We start from the raw sequence: 21,451 nt of genomic DNA, 5'->3' as shown, positions 1-21,451 counted from the left end.
CTTATCCATACATGAAAGATGTCTCGCGAAATAAACTTGTATCCTTGCCACAAAAGACAGCCGAATGGCTGCTGTGTGCAAGTCAGTTTACTTACCGAGGCACCCTTGGTGATTCACACTGTTTACAAGTATAAATAAGAACTTTGACATTAAAATGAAACAGGCCTGGTCAGCAGACCAGACCCAATACAACCTACAATTACTTAGCTGCAGCTTCTTCAAGCATCGCTACGGCAGGCAGCTTTTTACCTTCCAAGAACTCAAGGAAAGCACCACCACCGGTAGAGATGTAAGAAACTTTATCGGCAATGTCGTACTTATCGATCGCTGCCAGGGTATCACCACCACCTGCGATAGAGAAGGCTGAAGACTCTGCGATTGCCATAGAGATCTTCTTCGTCCCTTCACCGAACTGATCGAACTCGAAAACACCGACAGGACCGTTCCATACAACAGTACCAGCGTTCATGATGATGTCGGCAAGTGCTTGTGCAGAATCTGGACCGATATCAAAAATCATATCGTCATCAGCCACATCCGCTACACCTTTAGTTTCAGCGGCGGCAGACTCAGAGAACTCTTTACCGCATACAACATCTGTCGCTAGTGGAATCGCTGCACCGCGACCTTCCATGATTTCGTTCAACTTGTTACATGTCGGAATCAAGTCTGCTTCATATAGAGACTTACCAACTGGGTTGCCGGCCGCCGCGATGAACGTGTTGGCAATACCGCCACCCACAACTAGCTGATCTACTTTCTCGGATAGGGATTCAAGAACCGTTAGTTTGGTCGATACTTTAGAACCACCCACGATGGCAACCAATGGACGGGCTGGGTTGTTAAGCGCCTTACCTAGTGCATCAAGTTCAGCCGCCAGAAGAGGCCCTGCACACGCTACTGGAGCGAAAGCTCCGGCACCGTGTGTAGAGGCCTGCGCACGGTGAGCTGTGCCGAATGCATCCATGACATAAACATCACAAAGGGCCGCATATTTTTTAGACAACTCTTCGTCGTTTTTCTTTTCACCAACGTTAAAACGGACGTTTTCCAAAAGAACCACTTCACCATCGGCGATATCAAGGCCACCATCCAGGTAATCTTTAACCAAACGGACCTCTTTCCCTAGTTTTTCAGACAGGTCAGCAGCAACCGGTGCCAGTGAGAACTCTTCAGCATATTCACCTTCAGTTGGGCGGCCCAGGTGAGACATAAGCATAACCTTAGCACCCGCATCCGCAGCCATTTTGATGGTTGGCAAAGAAGCACGGATACGTGCATCAGAAGTAACTTTACCGTCTTTAACTGGAACGTTTAGATCTTCACGGATAAGTACGCGCTTACCAGCCAAATCTAAATCAGACATCTTAATAACAGACATAATGAGTCCTCTTTTTAAAGGTTTAAGGTCGTTTCCTTAACCGGAAACCACATTGGATTTACAAATCAATATTCAGCTTACCTTTCAACACTTTCCCATCAGAGTGGAACAATGTGGACAAGTAAAATGAATGGATAAAATAAAAGCAGGGAAGGGCCCAAAAACCCTTCCCCGTTACAGATAAATCTGTGACCAGTCTCTATAAAATAGAAACTTAGTTGTTACCTACGTGCTCAACAACGCGCATCATGTTACAAGTGTAACCGTATTCGTTGTCATACCATGCTACGACTTTAACGAAAGTAGAATCGAGAGCGATACCGGCTTTAGCGTCAAAGATAGATGGGTGCGAATCGCCACGGAAGTCAGTAGAAACGTTCGCTTCTTCAGTGTAACCCAATACACCAGCCAACTCGCCTTCAGAAGCTTTCTTCATAGCGGCACAGATGTCGTCGTATGAAGCTTCTTTTTCCAACTCTACAGTCAAGTCAACAACAGAAACATCAGAAGTTGGAACACGGAAAGCCATACCAGTCAGTTTACCGTTAAGAGCTGGAAGCACTTTACCTACCGCTTTAGCCGCACCCGTTGAAGAAGGGATGATGTTCTCAAGGATACCGCGACCACCACGCCAGTCTTTCTGAGAAGGACCGTCAACCGTTTTCTGAGTAGCCGTTGCTGCGTGAACAGTAGACATAAGACCACGCTTGATACCGAAGTTATCGTTCAATACCTTAGCAACTGGCGCCAAACCGTTAGTCGTACAAGAAGCCGCAGAAACGATTGCTTGACCAGCGTATTCGTTGTGGTTAACACCATATACGAACATTGGAGTGTGATCTTTAGAAGGTGCTGATTGAACAACCTTCTTCGCACCGGCATCGATGTGAGCTTGACAAGATTCTTCAGTTAGGAAGAAACCAGTACATTCAATAACTAGGTCTGCACCTACTTCATCCCACTTAAGATCTGCTGGGTTACGCTCAGCGGTGATACGGATGGTTTTACCGTTAACCACCAAGTTTCCGTTTTCAACAGAAACATCACCGTCAAAACGACCGTGTACTGAGTCATACTTCAGCATGTATGCCAAATATTCTGGATCCAACAAGTCGTTGATCGCAACAACTTCGATGTTTTGGAAGTCTTTCGCTGCAGCGCGGAAAGCCATACGACCGATACGGCCGAAACCATTGATACCTACTTTGATAGTCATCGTTTTTACTCCTAAAATGACCAGGCCTGTTAGATTCAGACCTGATTTGATATTAAATTTTGCTTCGATGTGATATTAGGCTTACTTACCCAAAACCTTATTTGCAGTCGCAACCACGTTTTCTACTGTGAAACCGAACTCTTTAAACAGTTCGCCAGCCGGTGCAGATTCACCAAACGTGCTCATAGCCACGACATCACCATCAGTACCAACGTACTTGTACCAAGGTTGAGCAACGCCCGCTTCGATCGCTACGCGCTTAACGCCTGGAGTCAATACAGAGTCTTTATAGGCTTGGTCTTGTGCATCGAACGCGCAAGTAGACGGCATAGACACCACACGGACTTTTGCATCCATTGCTTCTGCCGCATTTACCGCCAGCTCCACTTCAGAACCTGTGGCGATAAAAATGATATCTGCAGTACCGTCACAATCTTTCAGTACGTAACCACCTTTTTCGATGTTCTTAACTTGCTCAGGAGTACGCTCCATAGGCTTCAAGTTTTGACGAGAGAAAACCAAAGCAGTCGGTGCGTTACCACGCATCATCGCCATTTTCCAAGAAACTGCAGACTCAACTGCGTCACACGCACGCCACGTTTGGAAGTTAGGAATCACACGCATAGTCGCCAACTGTTCAACAGGCTGGTGGGTCGGACCATCTTCACCCAGACCGATTGAATCGTGAGTAAATACATAGATCGTACCGATCTTCATCAATGCCGACATACGCAATGCATTACGCATGAATTCCATGAACATGAAGAAAGTACCGCCATACACCTTGAACCCACCGTGTAGAACCATACCGTTCATCATGTGCGCCATACCGAATTCACGGACACCCCATGACAGGTAGTTACCGTTCGCGTTGTCATGATTCACTTTCACCGTACCAGACCAGTTAGTCAGGTTGGAACCAGTCAAGTCAGCCGAACCACCGAACAGCTCAGGCACGATTGGACCCATTGCTTCGATTGCGTTCTGAGAGGCTTTACGCGAAGCGATATTTGGCATCTCTTCTTGCGTATGCGCAATGAACTTATCCATTTCGACTTCAAAGTTCGCAGGTAATTCACCCGCCATACGACGTTCGAATTCAGCCGCTAATTCGGGATGTTCTGCACGGTAAGCTTCAAAACGGGCATTCCATTCCGCTTCGTCCTTAGCCCCTTGCTCTTTGTGATCCCAACCCGCATAAATTTCATCCGGAATTTCAAACGGCGCATGTGGCCAGTTCAAGAAGCGACGCGCTTCTTCAATCTCTTTATCACCAAGAGGCGCACCGTGACAGTCGTGTGAACCACATAGGTTCGGAGAACCGAAACCGATGATCGTACGGGTACAGATCAAAGTAGGCTTGTCGGTTACCGCTTTAGCTTCTTCGATGGCCTTATTGACAGCGTCAGCATCGTGACCGTCTACATCACGAATCACATGCCAGTTGTAAGATTCAAAACGACCAGCAACATCACGCTCCATCCAGTCACCGATGTGACCATCAATGGAGATATCGTTGTCATCCCAGAATGCGATCAGCTTGCCTAAGCCTAAAGCACCGGCCATCGCTCCGGCTTCGTGAGATAGGCCTTCCATTAAACAACCGTCCCCCATAAACACATAGGTATGATGGTCGACAATATTATGACCTGGGCGGTTGAAGTGGGCGGCCAAAGTGCGCTCGGCAATCGCCATACCTACGGCGTTGGTGATACCTTGACCAAGAGGACCGGTAGTTGTTTCGATACCATCTGCATAACCATACTCAGGGTGACCTGCAGTCTTGGAATGCAATTGACGGAACTGTTTGATGTCTTCAATACTTAGATCAAAGCCAGTCAGGTGCAACAGTGAGTAAATCAGCATAGAACCGTGACCGTTAGACAAGACAAAACGGTCGCGATCAGCCCAGTTTGCATTCGCAGGGTTGTATTTCATGTGGCTGTTCCACAGAACTTCAGCGATATCCGCCATACCCATCGGTGCACCCGGGTGACCAGAGTTGGCCTTTTGAACCGCATCCATACTTAATGCACGGATAGCATTTGCTAGCTCTCTACGAGTTGTCATACAACTTCCTCAACTTGATAAAAAATTCGGTCTCTGCAGAACGCGAAATGCCCCAGAAATGTTGATTTGGGCACCTCAAAATTGAATAAAATTTCGCCCCACAATATAAATTTGGACGATTATTCTCTCTTAAAAGAACAAAATCATCAAGTTTTCTTATCGATTTATTAGAATTCGAAAGAGTGCTTACACCGAATTCGAAACCATCAAACCCTTTGTAATTAAAGCTCTTTTTAAAATAAAGGCAGGATAAAGCTTTTAGGATGAAGCGTATTAACCCCGCAATCCAAATCGGCTGGATCATATGCAACTCTGAACAGGCCCGTTCAGAATCGCACTCATCGCTATGAATATTGTGTGACAATTCTCGCTTTCAATTGCTGCAACCGTTCAAAGTTGTGTTCATAAACAGACAACATGGCCGGCAACACCAACAGAATCAGAAATGTTGAGAACATTAAACCAAATGCAATCGCCGTCGCCATAGGAATCAGGAATTGCGCTTGCAAAGAGGTTTCAAACAACAGCGGCGTCAACCCGGCAATGGTTGTCAGCGACGTCAGCAACACCGCACGGACACGCTGCACCGCAGCTTCCTCCAGGGCCTGGTTAACACCCAGACCATCTTCACGCAGACGCTTATAGAAACTGACGAGAATAATGGAGTCATTGACCACAATTCCGGAAAGACCGAAGAAACCAAACAGAGAAAGAATGGTCATATCCAACCCCATCCACCAGTGCCCCATGATCGCACCGACCAATCCAAACGGAATGGCCATCATCACCACCAGCGGCCAACCATAAGAACCGAATACCCAAGCCAGCACAATATAGATAATCGACAGCCCCATCAGCAAACCAATCTTCATGTCCGCCATGGTTTCTGCCTGACGTGCACGCTGACCTTCAATGGTATAGGTTAAACCGTATTGCTGGGCTAATTTGGGCAGAGTAGAAGCCTGTAACTGCGCCAAAATCAAATTGGCGTTATTCACATTTTTATCCACCTCGCCGACCACGGTCACGGCAAGCTGACCATCCACATGACGCATCACATCAAAGCCACGCTGAGTATGCCAACTCGCTACCGAACTGAGTGCCACCCGCTCACCCGTCGGCGTGGCGACCTGCATACGGTTAATCGTTGCCAAAGTCGCCTGCTCAGCACGCGGATACTGTACACGTACTTCGATTTCATCTTCTTCATCGGTAAAAATTTGCACTAAACGCCCGGAAAAGGCATCGGCCAACTGCCGGCCAAGAGACACATAAGTCAATCCCAACGCCTTGCCCTGCGGAGTCAGTTGATACACCAACTGATCACGCCCGTATGGCAAATCGTCTCGAATCCCACTGACACCAGCGACCTGCGACAAGACCTCTTGCAGATCCAATGCTGCCAATTTCAACTGCTGGGGATCCGCCCCCATCAGACGAATATCGATATCGCTTCCCGGCGGCCCCATTCTCGGAGCCTCCATCGTCAACACATCCAACCCCGGCACCGAACCGGCTTTTTCCTGCCACACTCGGATGAATTCGGCGTTTCGCGTCTCACGCTGATCCGGCTCGACCAACTCAATATTAATGCCGCTGAAATTCGGCCCGGTTTGACGACTGGTTTCATTAAAGTGCACGACCGCCGTTTTCAAAATCCCCGGCTCCAACTCCTGCTCGGTCTCCAGTAAAGCCTGATAGAGGTGCTCAACATAAGCACTGGACACTTCAGTCGAGGTCCCTGAAACAAAACGCGCGTCCGCATTGATCTTGGTCGACTCCGGAGAAGGGAAAAACACAAACCCCAGCCGTCCGCCGGCCAACAACCCGATCACAAAAATCATCAACGCTACCGTGCTCGCCAAAGTGATCGCGCGGTTTTTTAACACCCAGCGGATTACCATCCGGAATTGATGGTGGCGCAAGTGGTCAATGGCCGCCTCCAGACGAAAGCGCATCGATCCGGGCTGAGCCGGTTTAACGCCGCTCAAGGCATGGCGCAAGTGTCCGGGCAGAATGGTGAAACTCTCTAGCAAAGAAGCAAAAATCACCGCAATAATGACCAATGGAATCGCAAACAGAATATTCCCCATTTCACCACCAATCAGCATCAGCGGCAAAAAGGCCGCCACCGTGGTAAGAGACGAAGCGGTGACCGGTCCAAGCATGCGATGCGCCCCACCTTCGGCGGCCTGCAAATCGGGCTCTCCCATCTCATGATGCGCAAGGGCGTCCTCCCCAACCACGATGGCATCATCAACAATGATCCCCAGCGCCATAATCAACCCGAACAGGCTGACCATATTAATACTGCCACCCGCCAGATACATAATCATCAAGGTCGCCATAAACGAAACAGGAATGCCTACCGCCACCCAGAATGCAACCCGTCCGTTCATGAAGATATACAGAATCAGCACCACCAGAACCAATCCGCCAATCCCGTTATTCACCAGCAACATAATACGCTGCTGCACGAGAGACCACGTCTCATCATAGACTTGCAACTCGACCCCTTCCGGAAGCTGAGGGCGGGTTTCTGCCAACCATTGATCCATGATGCGCGACGAGACCAAAGTATCGCCGCTTTCGGCACGCATCAGCTGCAACTCAATCGCAGGCTTACCATCCACCTCAATGTATGGCGAATCCTTGGTATTGCGGCGCTCAATCTGCCCGATTTCACCTAATGACACATTTTCCGACTCGCTGACCACCAGTGGCATCTGTGCAAATTCGGTTTCACTGCGCTTCTGCTGCAGCGCGCGAATATCGCGGATACTGTCTTGATCCCCAACGGAACCCGCCGGATAATCACGGCTCATGCCGACAACCTGGTTCCCCACCTGCTCAAGTGACAGTCCGTAATGCTCCAAAGCCTGTTGTGGCACTTCAATCGACATTTCCTGGGTCGGCAGACCTTTAAAATTGATTTTATCGATGCCTAAATCCAACAGTTCGCGTTCAAATTGGCGCGCCAACGGGCGCAACTCATCAAGACTGCTCTGATGGCCTATCAGCAGAATCCGTGCAATCGGTTCATAACGAATTACGCGTTCAATAATCGGTTTTTCGGAATCTTGAGGCAGATTCCTTAACTCGTTGACCCGCTGGTTAATCTGATCGAGCGCTTCGATCATATTAGTGCCTTCTTCAAATTTCAGAGAAATCGAAGAGAGCCCCAGGGCCGAGGTAGACGTCATCTCTTCAAGACCATCCAGATTTCTCAACACCCGTTCAATTGGGTCGGTAATACTGGTCTCGACATCTTCGGCATTGGCTCCCGGCCACACGACTTTTACCGAGGCATAATCCAATTCGAAATTCGGAAAAAACTGCACATTCAGCTTCAGCAAAGCCACAATACCCAGCAGAATCATCACCAGCATCAACAGGTTAGGCGCAACCTTATGACGCGCAAACATCCCAATCAAGCCGTGAGATTTAAAGGGCTTTTCGTGAAGGTGATAGTCCTGATCCATCGAATCCTGAACGGGATCCTTGCCCCCCCCTGCAACCGAATCGGTCATGACATTCTTCTGCTCGCTCGAACTCATGAAGCCTCCTCAGCCACTTTGACTTTCAGCCCGGTTACCGCATTAGGCAGGTGAGTCACACAAATCCGACTTCCCTCTTTAAATTCCGGCTTAATCAAAGCCCACAAACCGCCGTCCACCGTCAGGTCACCCAAAATCTCAACCTGCTCGGCGCGCAGCCGATCGCCCTCAACCAGATAAAGACGATCATTACCATAAATCGCGCTGTAAGGAACCGCCACCACGTCATCGTAGACCGGGCCTTGCAGTTCCACTTCCATCAGGTCACCCGGACGCTTCGCTTGCAAAGTTTGCGGAAGGGCAAAAAACAGATCAACGCCACTGGTGGAGGCCTCCCCGGCCATACGGTCAACAACCAGCTCTTGAGGTGCTTCATTGCTATCCGCACGATAAAGTGCCGACACCACCTCGCCTGCCTGTAAACGTCGGTGCACACCTGCAAAATCCATTACCGGCAGCTTGGCGCGCAGCTCCAATGAATCCAAAGCATAGTACTCCACCAACAGCGCTCCGGCATTCACACGGTCTCCCGCACTGACCGCCACCTTGGCAATCCGCGCATCATAAGGCGCCACCACCGTCCCTCGCTTGAGGTTAAGCTGCGCTTGTTTCAAGGCCGCTTTGGCTTTTTCTACCCGTGCTCGATACTGTTCGCCTTTGAGCTGGTGCTCCTCTACGGCTTGCTGCGCACCCACCACGGTATACTCTTGCTTGGCCAGTGCTTCTTTAGACAACTCCAAAGAAGAAACCGACACCAAATCTTTTTTCAACAGTTCTCGGGTGCGCACAACATCAGAGCGTTTAAACTCCAATACTTTTTTCTCATGAGCCAGACGCTGTACGTTTGCTTCATAAGCCAGTTTTTCAAGCCGCAACTGAGCCTGAGCATCCGCCAATTCTGCCTTCGCCTGCTGAACCGGCAACTGTAAATCTAACGCATTCATGGCTATCAGGCGCTGCCCTGCCTTGACTTGCTGTCCTTCTTTAACCAACACTTCATCGACCACCCCGGTAATCGGCGCCGCCGCACTCACCGATGAGCGCGACTCCACCTGACCGTAAAGCCGCTGCACCGGCGCCAAGGATTCAAAGCGAGCGTTTAAGGTTTCAACCAGCCAGACTTTTTCTTTGACCTCAACCGGAGGCTGTTGTGGCTTAGTGGATTTCATATAGGAAAACAGCGCTACTGCGACCACTAAAATCCCCACCGGAATGACGATCTGCTTAATCTTTTTCATCCACATTATCTTGTCTTTATCTTCTTTTGCGCGATTGAAATACTTTACGGTTTGCTTAGGCACACTGAAACCGAAAAGGCAGAATGACCATTCTATCCGATCTTTTTTACGCCTTCACCCGTTTTAAATCCCTGCAAACTTCAGGGAATGACTTTAGCAACCTTATACTATTTCCTTAGTTTTCGTGGCATTGTTTTAGCCATAAAGAGTTGATATAGTTCAAATATAGATTAATGTTATACCCCTATAAACCAAAACCCTTCAACTCAAAAGGAAAATGCTATGAAAAAGATCATTCTCAGCGCGCTGATCGCGGCCCTGCCCGCAAGCGTTATGGCAGAGAGCAGCCTGCCTGAAAAACAGCTCGAAGCCCGCCAGTTGGCCAAACAGTTTCTCGGCCAACTCAAGCCGGAACTGGGTAAAGCGATGAAATCCGCCGGCCCGGTGCATGCGGTTGACGTCTGCTATAAAAAAGCGCCGGAAATCGCTCAAAACCTGTCGCAAAGCAGTGGCTGGAATGTCAACCGCGTCAGCTTGAAACCACGTGCAGTGAATGCCGTGCCGGACGCCTGGGAAAAGCAGACATTGGAGTGGTTTGAAGCCCAAGCCAACAGCGGTGCGGACATCAAAAAACTGGAAAAATTTGAAATCGTGAAGCTAGACGGCCAGGATACCTACCGCTACATGAAAGCGATCCCGACCGGTGATATCTGCTTGACCTGCCATGGCACCGCGGTACCGCCGGCCGTTAAAGCCAAGCTGGAAGAACTCTATCCGCAAGATAAAGCGACCGGGTTCCACAAAGGTCAAATTCGCGGTGCTTTCAGCTTTCAACAAGCGAAAAACTAATCAGTACGCACCGTCTTTTCTGAATCCAACCAGGCCTGATCAGTTTGTAATGGAGCAGGCCTGGTCATTTTAAGCGCAAACACTTTACGCTTTCTGCTTAAAAGCCTGCACAAAATCGGCAATCCGCTGCAAGCGCTTGCGCTCAATCGCTTCGGCAATTTCCGCACCTTGATAACCCCGCTCAATAATCTCACGATTATTCACCTGCTCGGCCGCTTCGCCCAACTGCAACCAAAACTCATATTGTGGATAAGAAGCCTGTTCAAAACCGGTGCGTCCACGCGCATCCGCCATGCAGGCCAGCAATATCTGCTTAAACGTCTCTCGTTGCTTAAATGCCAGACACGCCTGCAACACTTTCAGATAGGTTTTGGGCTTTAAAGACGGCTGACCTTCTGAATCCAGCCCTTTGTGAATCAGGCCATGCCATTCGCAGACCTTCTCAGCCAACTGCTGGATTTTTTTCGGGATGCGGTAACGCTTGCACAATTTGGCCACCTCCGGCACACCCGCCGCTTCGTGGCCGTGATGCTTCGGCCACAACTCGGGCGACGTCAACCCTTTGCCCAAGTCATGCACCAGTGCAGCAAAACGCACCGCCAACTCGTCGCTGAGTTCGGCGCTCGCATCCAACACCATTAGGGTGTGAATAAAGGCATCACCTTCCGGATGGTGTTTCACAGGCTGCTCAACCCCCTTTAAACGCGCCAACTCGGGAAACAGCACCGCCAGCGCCCCCACCCGATCCAACACCTTGAAAAACACGCTCGGCTGGGCGCAGGAAAGCGCCTTGACCACCTCCTGCCATACCCGTTCGGGGGTCAGTGCATCCAGTTCACCGCTGTGCGCCATCTGTGTCATCAATTCAGCCGTATCTGGGTGCAATTCAAAACCGAAATCTGCGAGCTTGGCGGCAAAGCGCGCCACCCGAAGCACTCGTAGCGGGTCTTCAGCAAACGCCGGCGAAACATGACGCAATACCCGATTTTGCAAATCTTGCTGCCCGCCGTAAGGATCGATAATCGTGCCGTCTTGCGCCTGCGCCATCGCATTAATCGTCAGATCGCGACGCAACAAATCGGCCTCCAGGCTCACATCCGGCGCTGCAGAAACCTCAAAACCATGATAGCCGACGCCGCTTTTGCGCTCGGTACGCGCCAGCGCATACTCCTCTTTGGTGTTAGGATGCAGAAACACCGGAAAATCCTTGCCCACCTGCTCATAGCCGGCCTCCAACATGGCTTGCGGCGTACTGCCCACTACCACCCAGTCATGGTCGTACACCGGAACGCCCAACAGAGCATCGCGAACCGCGCCGCCGACCAAATAGACCTTACCTTGCATCAGTGCACTATCCTTTTAACTTGAAATATTTAACGGTGATTAAACACCGCTTGCCAATCGATTTGCAACCTATCGCAACCCGCAATAAAAAAGCCGTCTAAACAGACGGCTTTTTCAACTCCACAAAATCAGCTCAGTAAAACCTAAACCAATTCGTCCGGATTGCGCTTGGCCTCTTTACGGAAGAAGTTATAACGTTCACGAATGTGATGAGGAGCCGCGTAATTGGACATGACCCATTCCAGAGAACCCGGTACAAAACCAAACTGCGAAGAGAAGTCCGCATCGGAAATCATATCGGCTTTTAGCATCAACAGCTGGCTCGATGAGACCGACGCAATTGGTGCAAAAGGACCCAAAAATGCCATAATTCTTGCATTCAAGGTGCACATTGGGAACACCACCGCTTCTTTCTGCATCAACTCTGCAACCAGCTCACCCAGCTCTTTCAAGGTTAAGCGCTCTTCCCCGGCCACTTCGATTTTTTCACCGAAAGTCGATTCATTCCGAATCGTACTCACCAACGCCCGGGCAAAATCGCGCACCCAAATCGGTTGCACCACGGTATCGGCATTGGCGACCATCAGCAGGTCCATACGCTGTAACTGGTTGACAAAACGCTGCGTGGTATCGTCCTTTTCACCAATCAGCAGACTGGTTCTCAAAATCGTTACCTGCGCACTGGCGGTACCGTGCATCAATGCATCCACCTCACCCAACTGACGCAAGTAATCATTCGATTCCTGATTCAAAGATGCGCCAATTTGCGACAGGCTGATGACACGCTTGACGCCGGCATGCTCCATCGCCGCCTTGATTTTCTGGTTAACATGCACCAAATCATTCAGCGCAACCATCTCGGTTCCATTGAGACGGTCTGCAGTTAAATTGACTACAATGTCGGCACCTTGCAACACACGATTGAGCGCTTCAGCGTCATCATAAGAGGCCAGCTCAACCACCTTGGTCTTTGCGTAAAGTGCAAAATCACGGTAACGCTGAGGACGACGGGCGCAAACGGTAATCTCATAGCCGGCTTTTGATAATGCATTGACCACTTCACGGCCAATGAACCCCGTCCCGCTAAAGACTGTGACTCTGTTTCCTAACATCATGTCAAATCCAATTACTCTAAAAATCCTAAACAAAACCCGAAAAGGATAAGGAATCACTCTGTTAAGGTCAAGCTTTTCAAGTTGGCTTTTTGATACAATAGGCGGATTGCTAAAATGGATTTGAATGAGAGTAACCCTATGACTGTTCTACAAGTATCGGCTTACAAAAGCCCTAAAAAAGACGAACTCTACCTTTACGTACCCCAGGAAGATGGACTGGAAAAATTGCCCAAAGAACTGCTGGTCATGTTTGGCGAGCCGCAGCATGTCATTGATTTTGAACTGACACCAGAACGCAAACTGGCGCGCGAAGACAGCATCAAAGTCATCGAAGCACTGCAAAGCAAAGGCTTTTTTATGCAGATGCCGCCGGAACAAGTGGAAAAATTCAGTGACATCGCCCCGCCACCGGAACGCTTGGACAACATCTGCTAATCACGCATATCAAACCGGGCAGGCCTGGTTAAAAACGCCGGCCTGCCAATACCTGATAAAAGCACTCAACTATTTACAATCCCGATTGCTTGGCTACAATATTAGCCTGAAGATTCAACCAGAGCCAAACCGCTGCAACGAAGCAGTCACAAGCATCGCGTAACAACGGATGATAAGCACTGTTAGGCGAATAGACTTGTTAAAATGGTTTGAGCTTTCCAAAATTTGTGACCTATAATTCAAACAAAGGAATCCATCATGGCTTTTACACTTCCTGATCTACCTTATGCTTACGATGCGTTGGAAGTTTCCATTGACGCACGCACCATGGAAATTCACCACACCAAGCACCACCAAACGTACATCACTAACTTGAATAACGCGATTGCCGATACCGAGCACGCGGACAAATCTCTTGACGAGTTGATTGCAAATGCCGGTTCCATCTCTCCAGCCGTACGTAACAACGGTGGCGGCCACTGGAACCACAGCTTCTTCTGGGAAGTGATGACCGGTGACAGCATGGGGGGCCCAAGCGGTGCTTTGGCTGATGACATCAACGCGACTTTCGGTAGCCTGGATGCGATGAAAGAGCAGTTCAACACGGCGGGAGCGACTCGTTTCGGTTCTGGCTGGGCATGGTTGAGTGTTTCTGCAGACGGCAAACTGCAAATTTCTTCTACACCAAACCAAGACAACCCTTTGATGGATGTCGCAGAGGTGAAAGGAACGCCAATTCTAGGTTTGGATGTTTGGGAACACGCCTACTACCTGCGTTACCAGAACCTGCGCCCAGCCTACATGCAAGCTTGGTGGGACGTGGTTAACTGGAACAAGGTGGCTGAGCTGTATAACGCGGCCAAAGCGTAAACCGTGCCTACACGTGCCCACCAAGGTGGGCGCGTTGACACAAAAAAACCGCAGTTTCTCACATGAGTTCCTGCGGTTTTTTATTTTACAGCCTTTTGCGATATGGCAAATTCAACAGACCTGCTTTTTACTTTTTAACGTCATCCGCTTTCGGCAAATGTTTTAATACGTCATTAAAAATCTTGCGCGCATTGCCTTCATGGGTCTGCGCATACACTGGACGCCATGCAAACTGACTCTGGTCAATTTCAACGGCCGACTCGACCCCTTTGCCGGCACGGATCAGCTTCAGCGACTCGTCACGCATATACTTCAGATAGTCATAGGTATCCTCGGCCACTTTCTGCATACTTGAAGGCCCTCCATGCCCCGGAATCACCAACGCATCCTCTCCGGCATAAGCACGCATGCGTTCAAACGCCCCCATCCAGTCATGGGTATTGGTGTAAGGAAACACGGCAATCATCCGGTCAGCATAGCCCAAGTCGCCGGTAAACAGCAGTTTTCTTGAAGGCACATAGGCCACCGTAGAACCGCGCGTGTGCGCCTCGCCAAAATAACGCAGTTCTACCGTTTCTCCGCCACCCACATCAATCGTCGCTTTGTCCTTAAAAGTCGTGTACTTTGCGGTCATATTGCGTGCCGGAGCATAGAGCGCCACATCCCCTCTCAGGACACCGCGCTCAACCCCTCTATCAAACGCTTTGTTAAAGTCCTCGGTCGCAAACTGTTGCGAATAAATCTGGCGTACCCCCACATCCCACCAATAACTTGCCCCCAAGTTGGCGTGTCCCTGATTATTCTCGATCACCACCCACTTGACCGGCTTATTCGTCACACGCTTGATCTGTTTATGGGCGCTGTACGCCACCACGGGATTAGGGCCGGCGTTATACACCATCACCCCGTCTTTAAACACCACAAAACTGATGTTATTGTTGAGACCAAAATTCTCTTTGGTGGCCCACATCAAGGCACCGGTAATGGTATAAACTCCGTCAGTCACCTCTTTCAAAGCCGGAATCGGCAGTTCCGGACCGATATAACCTTCGGCTCGCACCCGCTGAGTCACCTCATCGGCATAGGTCGCCACCGACTTCATCCCGCTCTCTTTAGCGTAATTCTGCATACCCGCCACAAACGGATCCTGATAGCCCTCGGCCTTGGAAGCGATAGCGGGCTGCATCCCCACCAACAACAAGGCGCACAGGCCGCCCACTCCTCTGATGAAAACGCTTCCTAAGGTTTTTAATCGCATACTTGACGCATTCCCCATACCCCTTTCTCCCGCTTATGATTATGACGGCAAACATTAAAAACAGTAGCGAACGCTACAATTAGAATGAAAATTCTAGACCTTCACTGAACCATTTGCAACCGCCTTGCATCCTGCCAAGGCTTGACGCATACTGACCGGCCAACAAATTAACCATCTAATAACAAGGAGCGAATCATGGTCAGTTTAACCACGCCGGTTTGCGAATTTGACAAGCCTGCCATCGATTTTAACTTACCTGGGATTGACGGCCAGCACTGGACACTGGACAAAGCCAAAGGGCCCAATGGTCTGCTGGTGATGTTTATCTGCAACCACTGCCCTTACGTTAAGGCCATCCACAAACGCCTAGTCGAAGACACCCTTACTTTGCGTGATGAATTCGGCATTAACAGCATTGCCATCATGTCCAACGACCCGAACGAATATGAAGAAGACTCGTTTGAAAATATGAAAAAAATCGCCGAACTGTGGGATTTTCCCTTCCCGTATGTCATGGATGAAACCCAAGAAGTGGCCAAAGCCTATGGCGCGGTATGTACACCGGATTTTTTCGGTTACAACGCCGAATTGAAATTGCAATATCGCGGCCGTCTGGACGAATCGCGCAAAGAAACCGCCCCGGATGGCGTTCGCCGAGATCTACTGGAAGCGATGAAACAGGTTTCACAGACCGGGCAAGGCCCACTGGAACAAATCCCAAGCATGGGCTGTTCGATAAAATGGAAGAATGACTGACCGAAAAACGGAACAGGCCTGTTCCGTTTCAAATAATGGAAATCAAAAACGCCCGGACTGAATCCTCAGTCCGGGCGTTTTTGATTTCCATTATTTGACACGGAACAGGCCTGTTCCGTTTCAAATAATGGAAATCAAAAACGCCCGGACTGAGGTTTCAGTCCGGGCGTTTTTGATGTTTGGTTACGATTACATCTCGTCTAACGCAAGAGTAAAATCGGCTTAATCGCACTTTTGAACATCTTTAAAGTAAAGCTTCCAAAAAACAGATTACGCAGCTTACCGTGACTGAAGGCTCCCATCGCAATCAGATCGATATTATGATCCGCCTGATACGCCATCAACCCTGCCTGAGCATCTCCCATTAGAACTTGGCGTTTCGGTTCAAAGCCCGCTTGTTCCAGCACTACGGCTGCCGTGGCAAGTATGCTTTCGCCTTTGGCGACATCATCATTCACCGTCACCAAATGCACGTCCATTTCACGACACAAGGGGCTTTGTGCCACCATTTGCAGCGCTTTCTGTGCACCGTCGGTATCATTGATCGCCAACATCATCGACTTCGGTTCAGCAAACGGGCCATTAACAATCAGCGTCGGCCGATGCAGCGCACGCACCGTCTCTTCCAACTGTCCACCAATCGCACTCACATCATCGTCATGCGCCTCACCACGTACGCCTAAAACCAGGATGCGAATCTCGTCTTCCAAGTCTTTTAACGCCACCGACAAGGCACCATGGCGCTGTTTGGTTGCGATTTCACTGATCGCCGACGGCTCACTAATTTGCGCTTTTGCGACAGCCAACATCGCCTTACCCTCTTCGATCAGACGCTTGCTTTCGCTGGCTTCATCTTCACTAAGCGTATCCATCAGGGTTTCCTGCATGTTCGGTGTCAGGTTACCTGAACGGCTGGTATGCTCCAGCAACTGGCTGTGCTCAATGGCATGCACCAACTCCAGCGGCGAGCCGACCTTTTTTGCCGCCCAAGCCGCATAATCGACCACGGCTTCACTGATTTTGGAGCCATCCACACAGGCTACAATCCATTTTTTCTGTAAGGCTTCCATCAGTGTCCCCCCATGACTTTTTCGATTTTTTGCGGATCGTTATGCACCGCATATTTATCCACCAGAGTCTCACTGGCTTCGTTCAGGCCAACAATTTCCACTTCAGCCCCTTCGCGGCGCAGTTTCATGACCACCTTGTCCAGCGCGTAAATCGCACTGATGTCCCAGAAGTGAGCACGATGCACATCGATCACAACCTTATCGACCGCTTCGCGGAAATCGAAGTAGCCCATGAACTTATCTGAGGAGTTGAAGAAGACTTGGCCCACCACCGTATAGGTGCGCGTATTGGTCGCTTCGTCCAGAGACGACTCCACATACATAAACTGACTGAGGCGTGCCGCCATAAACAACGCCGCCAACACCACACCGGTCAATACGCCAAACGCCAGATTATGTGTCCACAGGGTGATGATCACCGTGCTTAACATCACCACCGTCGCCGATTTTGGATTGGTGCGCATCTCCGGAATCGACTTCCAGTTAAAGGTTCCGATGGAGACCATGATCATAATCGCGACCAGTGCAGCCATCGGCACCACCGAGAGGTAATCGGCCACAAACACCACCATAATCAATAGCAAAGCACCCGCAACAAAAGTGGATAGACGCCCGCGTCCGCCGGATTTGACGTTAATGATCGACTGACCGATCATCGCACAGCCGGCCATTCCGCCCATCAGACCGGAACCGATATTAGCAATCCCCTGCCCTTTACATTCGCGCTGTTTGTCGCTGTCGGTATCGGTCATCTCATCCAAAACCTGCGCCGTCATCATCGACTCCAATAATCCGACAATGGCAATCGCCGCCGAGTAAGGCAGAATAATCAGCAACGTTTCCAGAGTCATCGGCACATCCGGCCACAGGAAAACCGGCAACGTATCCGGCAATTCGCCCATATCGCCGATGGTACGCACATCAATTCCCATCGCCACCACAATAATGGTCAGAACAATAATCGTTACCAGCGGCGAGGGCAGCATCTGACCAATCTTAGGCACATAAGGGAACAGATAAATGATCGCCAAACCGAGTGCCGTCAGCGCATAGACATGCCAAGTGACGTTAGTCAATTCAGGCAACTGCGCCATAAAGATCAGAATCGCCAGGGCATTCAGAAAGCCCACCATCACCGAACGGGAAATAAAGCTGATGAGCTTGTTCAATTGCAAGTAGCCCGCCAGAATTTGCAACAGGCCTGCCAAGATGGACGCCGCCAGAAGATACTGCAGTCCGTGCTCTTTGACCAGCGTTACCATTAAGACCGCAGTCGCGGCGGTGGCAGCGGAGATCATTCCCGGACGACCGCCAACAATGGCAATAATGACCGCAATTGCAAACGAGGCATACAGCCCGACTTTTGGATCAACTCCAGCGATAATCGAGAAGGCAATCGCCTCTGGAATCAAGGCTAAAGCCACTACGATACCCGCGAGAATATCGCCGCGTACATTCCCTAACCAATCTTGTTTGGGAGAAAATAACAGCATAAGGTTCCTTTATTTCATTGCTCTGATCGCTTTTGGAAGACATAAAATCGCGAAAATGGCCGACAACTCTTCCGAAATCAAACAGTTAAAATCGTCTCTTCGCGGCGCATTGTAAAGAACATCGGGAGTTGAGTAAAGGCAGACAGGCCTGCTGAAAAGGTTTAACGATTGTATTCGCCTGAGCAGATTACACAGTTACGTCCACTGCTTTTAGCCTGATAAAGTAGATCATCGGCTGCTACCAACATGGCTTCGAAAGAGGGAAATGACGCGCGATAAGAAATCACGCCAAAGCTGGCCGTCACCGGCTTGCCCACACCAAAGTCATGCTCGGCAATCTGTTGACACAGAGTTTGCGCACGCTCCATGGCTTTTTGCTGCGTGCTTTCGGGACAAACAATCACAAACTCTTCTCCCCCCCAACGTCCCACACTGGTGTGATCATCGGTACTTTTTTCAAACAGATCGCTGACCAACTTCAACACTTGGTCGCCAATATGATGACCGTGATTATCATTAATCTGTTTAAAGTGATCAATGTCCACCATAATAATGGAAAACACCTGCCCTTCGCGTTTGGCTTTTTCAAAAGCGGCTTTTAATACTTCATTAATATGGCCACGATTGTGCAAACCGGTTAAAGGATCCTTACGCGTTAATTCATGTAACAGACGATTTTTGTGTTGCAACATCTCATTCGAAATCGATCTGAGCTTTTCATTATGATAGGTCAGATAAATAATCAACCCGTAAACAATCAGACTCTGGCGCAGCTCCGCCAGCGTATAGGGAAGTTCAAGACGGTTAAAGAGAAATAAGCTGACCACCATGCCGACGATCACCGTATAGGCGGCTAGCCAGCCAATCGCCTCACTGCGTTCCAACAGCAACATGGTGAACAGCGGAATAAACAACAGCCACAAATATCCTGTATTACCCAAGCCTCCGGTCAGAAAGATCAGCAGACTCATAAAATAGACCGAAGCCACCAAAAAACGGCTGGAAAAGAGAATATTGGCACTTCGACGCAGGTAGAGAAGATTTAAGAGCTGGGCGATCCCCAAAAGGACTTCAAACACACCCAGTGACGTTTTGATGCCTAAAATCAGATAAATAGAACCAAATGTCAAAAAGACTAAGGCTGTCGCAACTGAAAAGTGATGGAGCAATGACGTTTTCACCCGGTTCTGCAATGCCTGACTTCCGGTTAATTGACGATCGCAAACCAGTTTCGAGGGCTCCCAAAATGTCATACATTGTCTCCAGTCGCGCTAACTACTTCATTTAACATACAAAACTCAAAACATTCAAGCATTATTAGCCCTCGATAATACGCTCAAAACAGTAAAACAGCGCAACGCCTATTCTGTTTTTTTAGCGCGGCTTCTGCTAAGGTAATCATTAAGTTACTCGCACCATGCGATACCGCCAAAACTTAATTCCATGCAGCGCCGCATCTTAAATACTTACCCACTAGGTTAAGAATGCCTGAGCCCGCTTCCAATTCTCAGTCATACATTGAATCCGATCTTCGTGATCAACAATTTGCTTCAAGGAACCGTTTAATGAATCAGCCACTTCGTTTTCTGCTTGCCCCGGACAGTTTTAAAGGCTCATTGAGCGCAATTGATTTTTGCAACATTGCTTCTGAAGCCATTCAAAAGCGTCATCCAGGCGCCGAGGTATTCAGCCGGCCGATGTCTGATGGTGGCGAAGGGTTTGTAGACAGCTTTATTGCCGCAGGCCTTGCCGAACGCCACAGTGTTTGGGTTTCTAACCCGCTGGGGCGTAAAACCAAAGCGCAATTTGCCTGGCAACCGCAAAGCCGTACGGCGATTATTGAAATGGCGCAGGCCTCCGGTTTGCCGAAACTTCGGCCCGAAGAACGCAATCCATTGCAAACCCACACCTATGGCACCGGTCAAATCATCGCCGCGGCGCTGGAACGGCAACCGCAAAGAGTGATCTTGGGGCTTGGCGGCTCAGCCACCAACGACGGCGGAGCCGGCGCATTGCAAGCCTTGGGCATTCCTCTGCTGGACAAGCAACACAATGAATTGGGTCTGGGCGGACAGGCTCTGCCCAATTTAGGCTCAATAGGCGATATCCCGCCTGCCTTATTGGAAATTGAGTGGGAACTGGCCTGCGACGTCACCAACCCATTGCTCGGGCCGCAAGGCGCCACCGCTGTCTTCGGGCCGCAAAAAGGCGTCAATGAACATAATTTCGACAAACTGGAAGCGGGACTGAAACACTGGGCGCAGTGCATCTCCGACAAAACCGGCAAAGACGTCACCGAGATTCCCGGGGCCGGTGCCGCCGGTGGCATGGCGGCCGGCTTCATCGGTTTACTCAATGCCCGGGTCACCCCTGGTTTTGAGATTCTGAACCAACACCTTGGGCTGGAAGCGTTGATTCAAGAGGAATCCATTGACTGGATTTTCACCGGAGAAGGCCGTATCGACGATCAAACCCGCTTTGGCAAGTTACCCATGCGCATTGCCGAACTGGGACTGAAGCATCAAGTGCCGACCATCGGTCTGTGCGGTTCTTTGGGCTGTTCGCCGGAAACCTTGCCGGAGTTTCGCGCCCTGTTCAGCATCGTCAATACGCCGATGCATGAAATCGAAGCCATGCAAAATGCCGCACCGCTCCTGTATCAAACGCTGTTGTCGGTACTCTCTCTGCTGCCGCCGTCCAGCAACGGCTAATGCTGCGCGACGGTTATCGTTCAAAATACCACTCAACATTCCAAGCAGGCCTGGTCAAATCGAAAACTGGGCTGCTTTCATAAAAGTG

General features: G+C 49.8%; 16 protein-coding genes. 5 read left to right on the top strand and 11 right to left on the bottom strand.

What is annotated here, in order from left to right; genetic code table 11:
- Positions 1-199: 199 nt before the first annotated feature.
- The 5 genes from QCB44_RS09740 to QCB44_RS09720 all read right to left on the bottom strand — a co-directional run bounded on the left by QCB44_RS09740 (position 200) and on the right by QCB44_RS09720 (position 9,462).
- A complete protein-coding gene (locus QCB44_RS09740; protein ID WP_279409760.1) occupies positions 200-1,381 on the bottom strand; it encodes a phosphoglycerate kinase in 1,182 nt (393 codons plus the stop codon).
- A gap of 214 nt (positions 1,382-1,595) precedes the next feature.
- The gene (gap, locus tag QCB44_RS09735) at positions 1,596-2,597 is read right to left on the bottom strand and encodes a type I glyceraldehyde-3-phosphate dehydrogenase (RefSeq protein WP_279409759.1); all 1,002 of its coding nucleotides are present in this window, start codon (positions 2,595-2,597) and stop codon (positions 1,596-1,598) included.
- 81 nt (positions 2,598-2,678) lie between these two features.
- A complete protein-coding gene (tkt, locus tag QCB44_RS09730; protein WP_279409758.1) occupies positions 2,679-4,667 on the bottom strand; it encodes a transketolase in 1,989 nt (662 codons plus the stop codon).
- 344 nt (positions 4,668-5,011) lie between these two features.
- Positions 5,012-8,149, bottom strand: coding sequence for an efflux RND transporter permease subunit (locus QCB44_RS09725; RefSeq protein WP_279409793.1), 3,138 nt, complete (start codon positions 8,147-8,149; stop codon positions 5,012-5,014).
- Positions 8,150-8,220: 71 nt separating this feature from the next.
- Positions 8,221-9,462 carry a biotin/lipoyl-binding protein gene (locus QCB44_RS09720; RefSeq protein WP_279409757.1) on the bottom strand — a complete coding sequence of 414 codons (1,242 nt, stop codon included), beginning with the start codon at positions 9,460-9,462 and terminating at the stop codon, positions 8,221-8,223.
- A gap of 282 nt (positions 9,463-9,744) precedes the next feature.
- Between QCB44_RS09720 and QCB44_RS09715 the strand changes: the two genes are divergently transcribed.
- On the top strand, positions 9,745-10,311 hold the full coding sequence (locus QCB44_RS09715) for a DUF3365 domain-containing protein (RefSeq protein WP_279409756.1): 567 nt from the start codon (positions 9,745-9,747) through the stop codon (positions 10,309-10,311).
- Positions 10,312-10,395: 84 nt separating this feature from the next.
- Here QCB44_RS09715 and QCB44_RS09710 read toward each other — a convergent pair whose 3' ends face one another.
- A complete protein-coding gene (locus QCB44_RS09710; RefSeq protein WP_279409755.1) occupies positions 10,396-11,655 on the bottom strand; it encodes a multifunctional CCA addition/repair protein in 1,260 nt (419 codons plus the stop codon).
- Between the two features lie 143 nt (positions 11,656-11,798).
- A complete protein-coding gene (locus tag QCB44_RS09705) occupies positions 11,799-12,770 on the bottom strand; it encodes an NAD(P)H-binding protein (RefSeq protein WP_279409754.1) in 972 nt (323 codons plus the stop codon).
- A 138-nt stretch (positions 12,771-12,908) separates the two neighbouring features.
- Between QCB44_RS09705 and QCB44_RS09700 the strand changes: the two genes are divergently transcribed.
- Positions 12,909-13,205: a YcgL domain-containing protein gene (locus QCB44_RS09700; RefSeq protein ID WP_279409753.1), complete on the top strand. Its 297-nt coding sequence runs from the start codon at positions 12,909-12,911 to the stop codon at positions 13,203-13,205.
- Between the two features lie 258 nt (positions 13,206-13,463).
- Positions 13,464-14,075, top strand: coding sequence for a superoxide dismutase (locus QCB44_RS09695; protein ID WP_279409752.1), 612 nt, complete (start codon positions 13,464-13,466; stop codon positions 14,073-14,075).
- Between the two features lie 127 nt (positions 14,076-14,202).
- Here the strand turns inward: QCB44_RS09695 and QCB44_RS09690 are convergent, their stop codons facing one another.
- The gene (locus tag QCB44_RS09690) at positions 14,203-15,333 is read right to left on the bottom strand and encodes an MBL fold metallo-hydrolase (RefSeq protein WP_279409751.1); all 1,131 of its coding nucleotides are present in this window, start codon (positions 15,331-15,333) and stop codon (positions 14,203-14,205) included.
- Between the two features lie 195 nt (positions 15,334-15,528).
- On the opposite strand from QCB44_RS09690, the gene QCB44_RS09685 reads away from it, so the two are divergent.
- Positions 15,529-16,089 (top strand): thioredoxin family protein, encoded by a 561-nt coding sequence (locus QCB44_RS09685; RefSeq protein WP_279409750.1) that lies wholly within the window; start codon positions 15,529-15,531, stop codon positions 16,087-16,089.
- A 200-nt stretch (positions 16,090-16,289) separates the two neighbouring features.
- Here the strand turns inward: QCB44_RS09685 and QCB44_RS09680 are convergent, their stop codons facing one another.
- The 3 genes from QCB44_RS09680 to QCB44_RS09670 form a co-directional block, all read right to left on the bottom strand.
- On the bottom strand, positions 16,290-17,159 hold the full coding sequence (locus QCB44_RS09680) for a universal stress protein (protein WP_279409749.1): 870 nt from the start codon (positions 17,157-17,159) through the stop codon (positions 16,290-16,292).
- Complete coding sequence (locus tag QCB44_RS09675; protein ID WP_279409792.1) at positions 17,159-18,649, bottom strand: SulP family inorganic anion transporter; 1,491 nt, start codon at positions 18,647-18,649, stop codon at positions 17,159-17,161. The genes QCB44_RS09680 and QCB44_RS09675 overlap by 1 nt, the downstream gene beginning before the upstream one ends.
- Before the next feature lie 164 nt (positions 18,650-18,813).
- The gene (locus QCB44_RS09670) at positions 18,814-19,905 is read right to left on the bottom strand and encodes a GGDEF domain-containing protein (RefSeq protein WP_279409748.1); all 1,092 of its coding nucleotides are present in this window, start codon (positions 19,903-19,905) and stop codon (positions 18,814-18,816) included.
- 312 nt (positions 19,906-20,217) lie between these two features.
- Here QCB44_RS09670 and QCB44_RS09665 point away from each other — a divergent pair, with 312 nt between their 5' ends.
- Positions 20,218-21,363, top strand: a complete 1,146-nt coding sequence (locus QCB44_RS09665) for a glycerate kinase (RefSeq protein ID WP_279409747.1) — start codon at positions 20,218-20,220, stop codon at positions 21,361-21,363.
- The last annotated feature ends 88 nt before the right edge of the window (positions 21,364-21,451 follow it).

This window comes from Thiomicrorhabdus sp. zzn3, assembly GCF_029767755.1.
Classification (GTDB): domain Bacteria; phylum Pseudomonadota; class Gammaproteobacteria; order Thiomicrospirales; family Thiomicrospiraceae; genus Thiomicrorhabdus.
The sequence above is the reverse complement of the archived record's forward strand: the minus strand, read 5'-3'. Positions and strand labels throughout refer to the sequence as shown.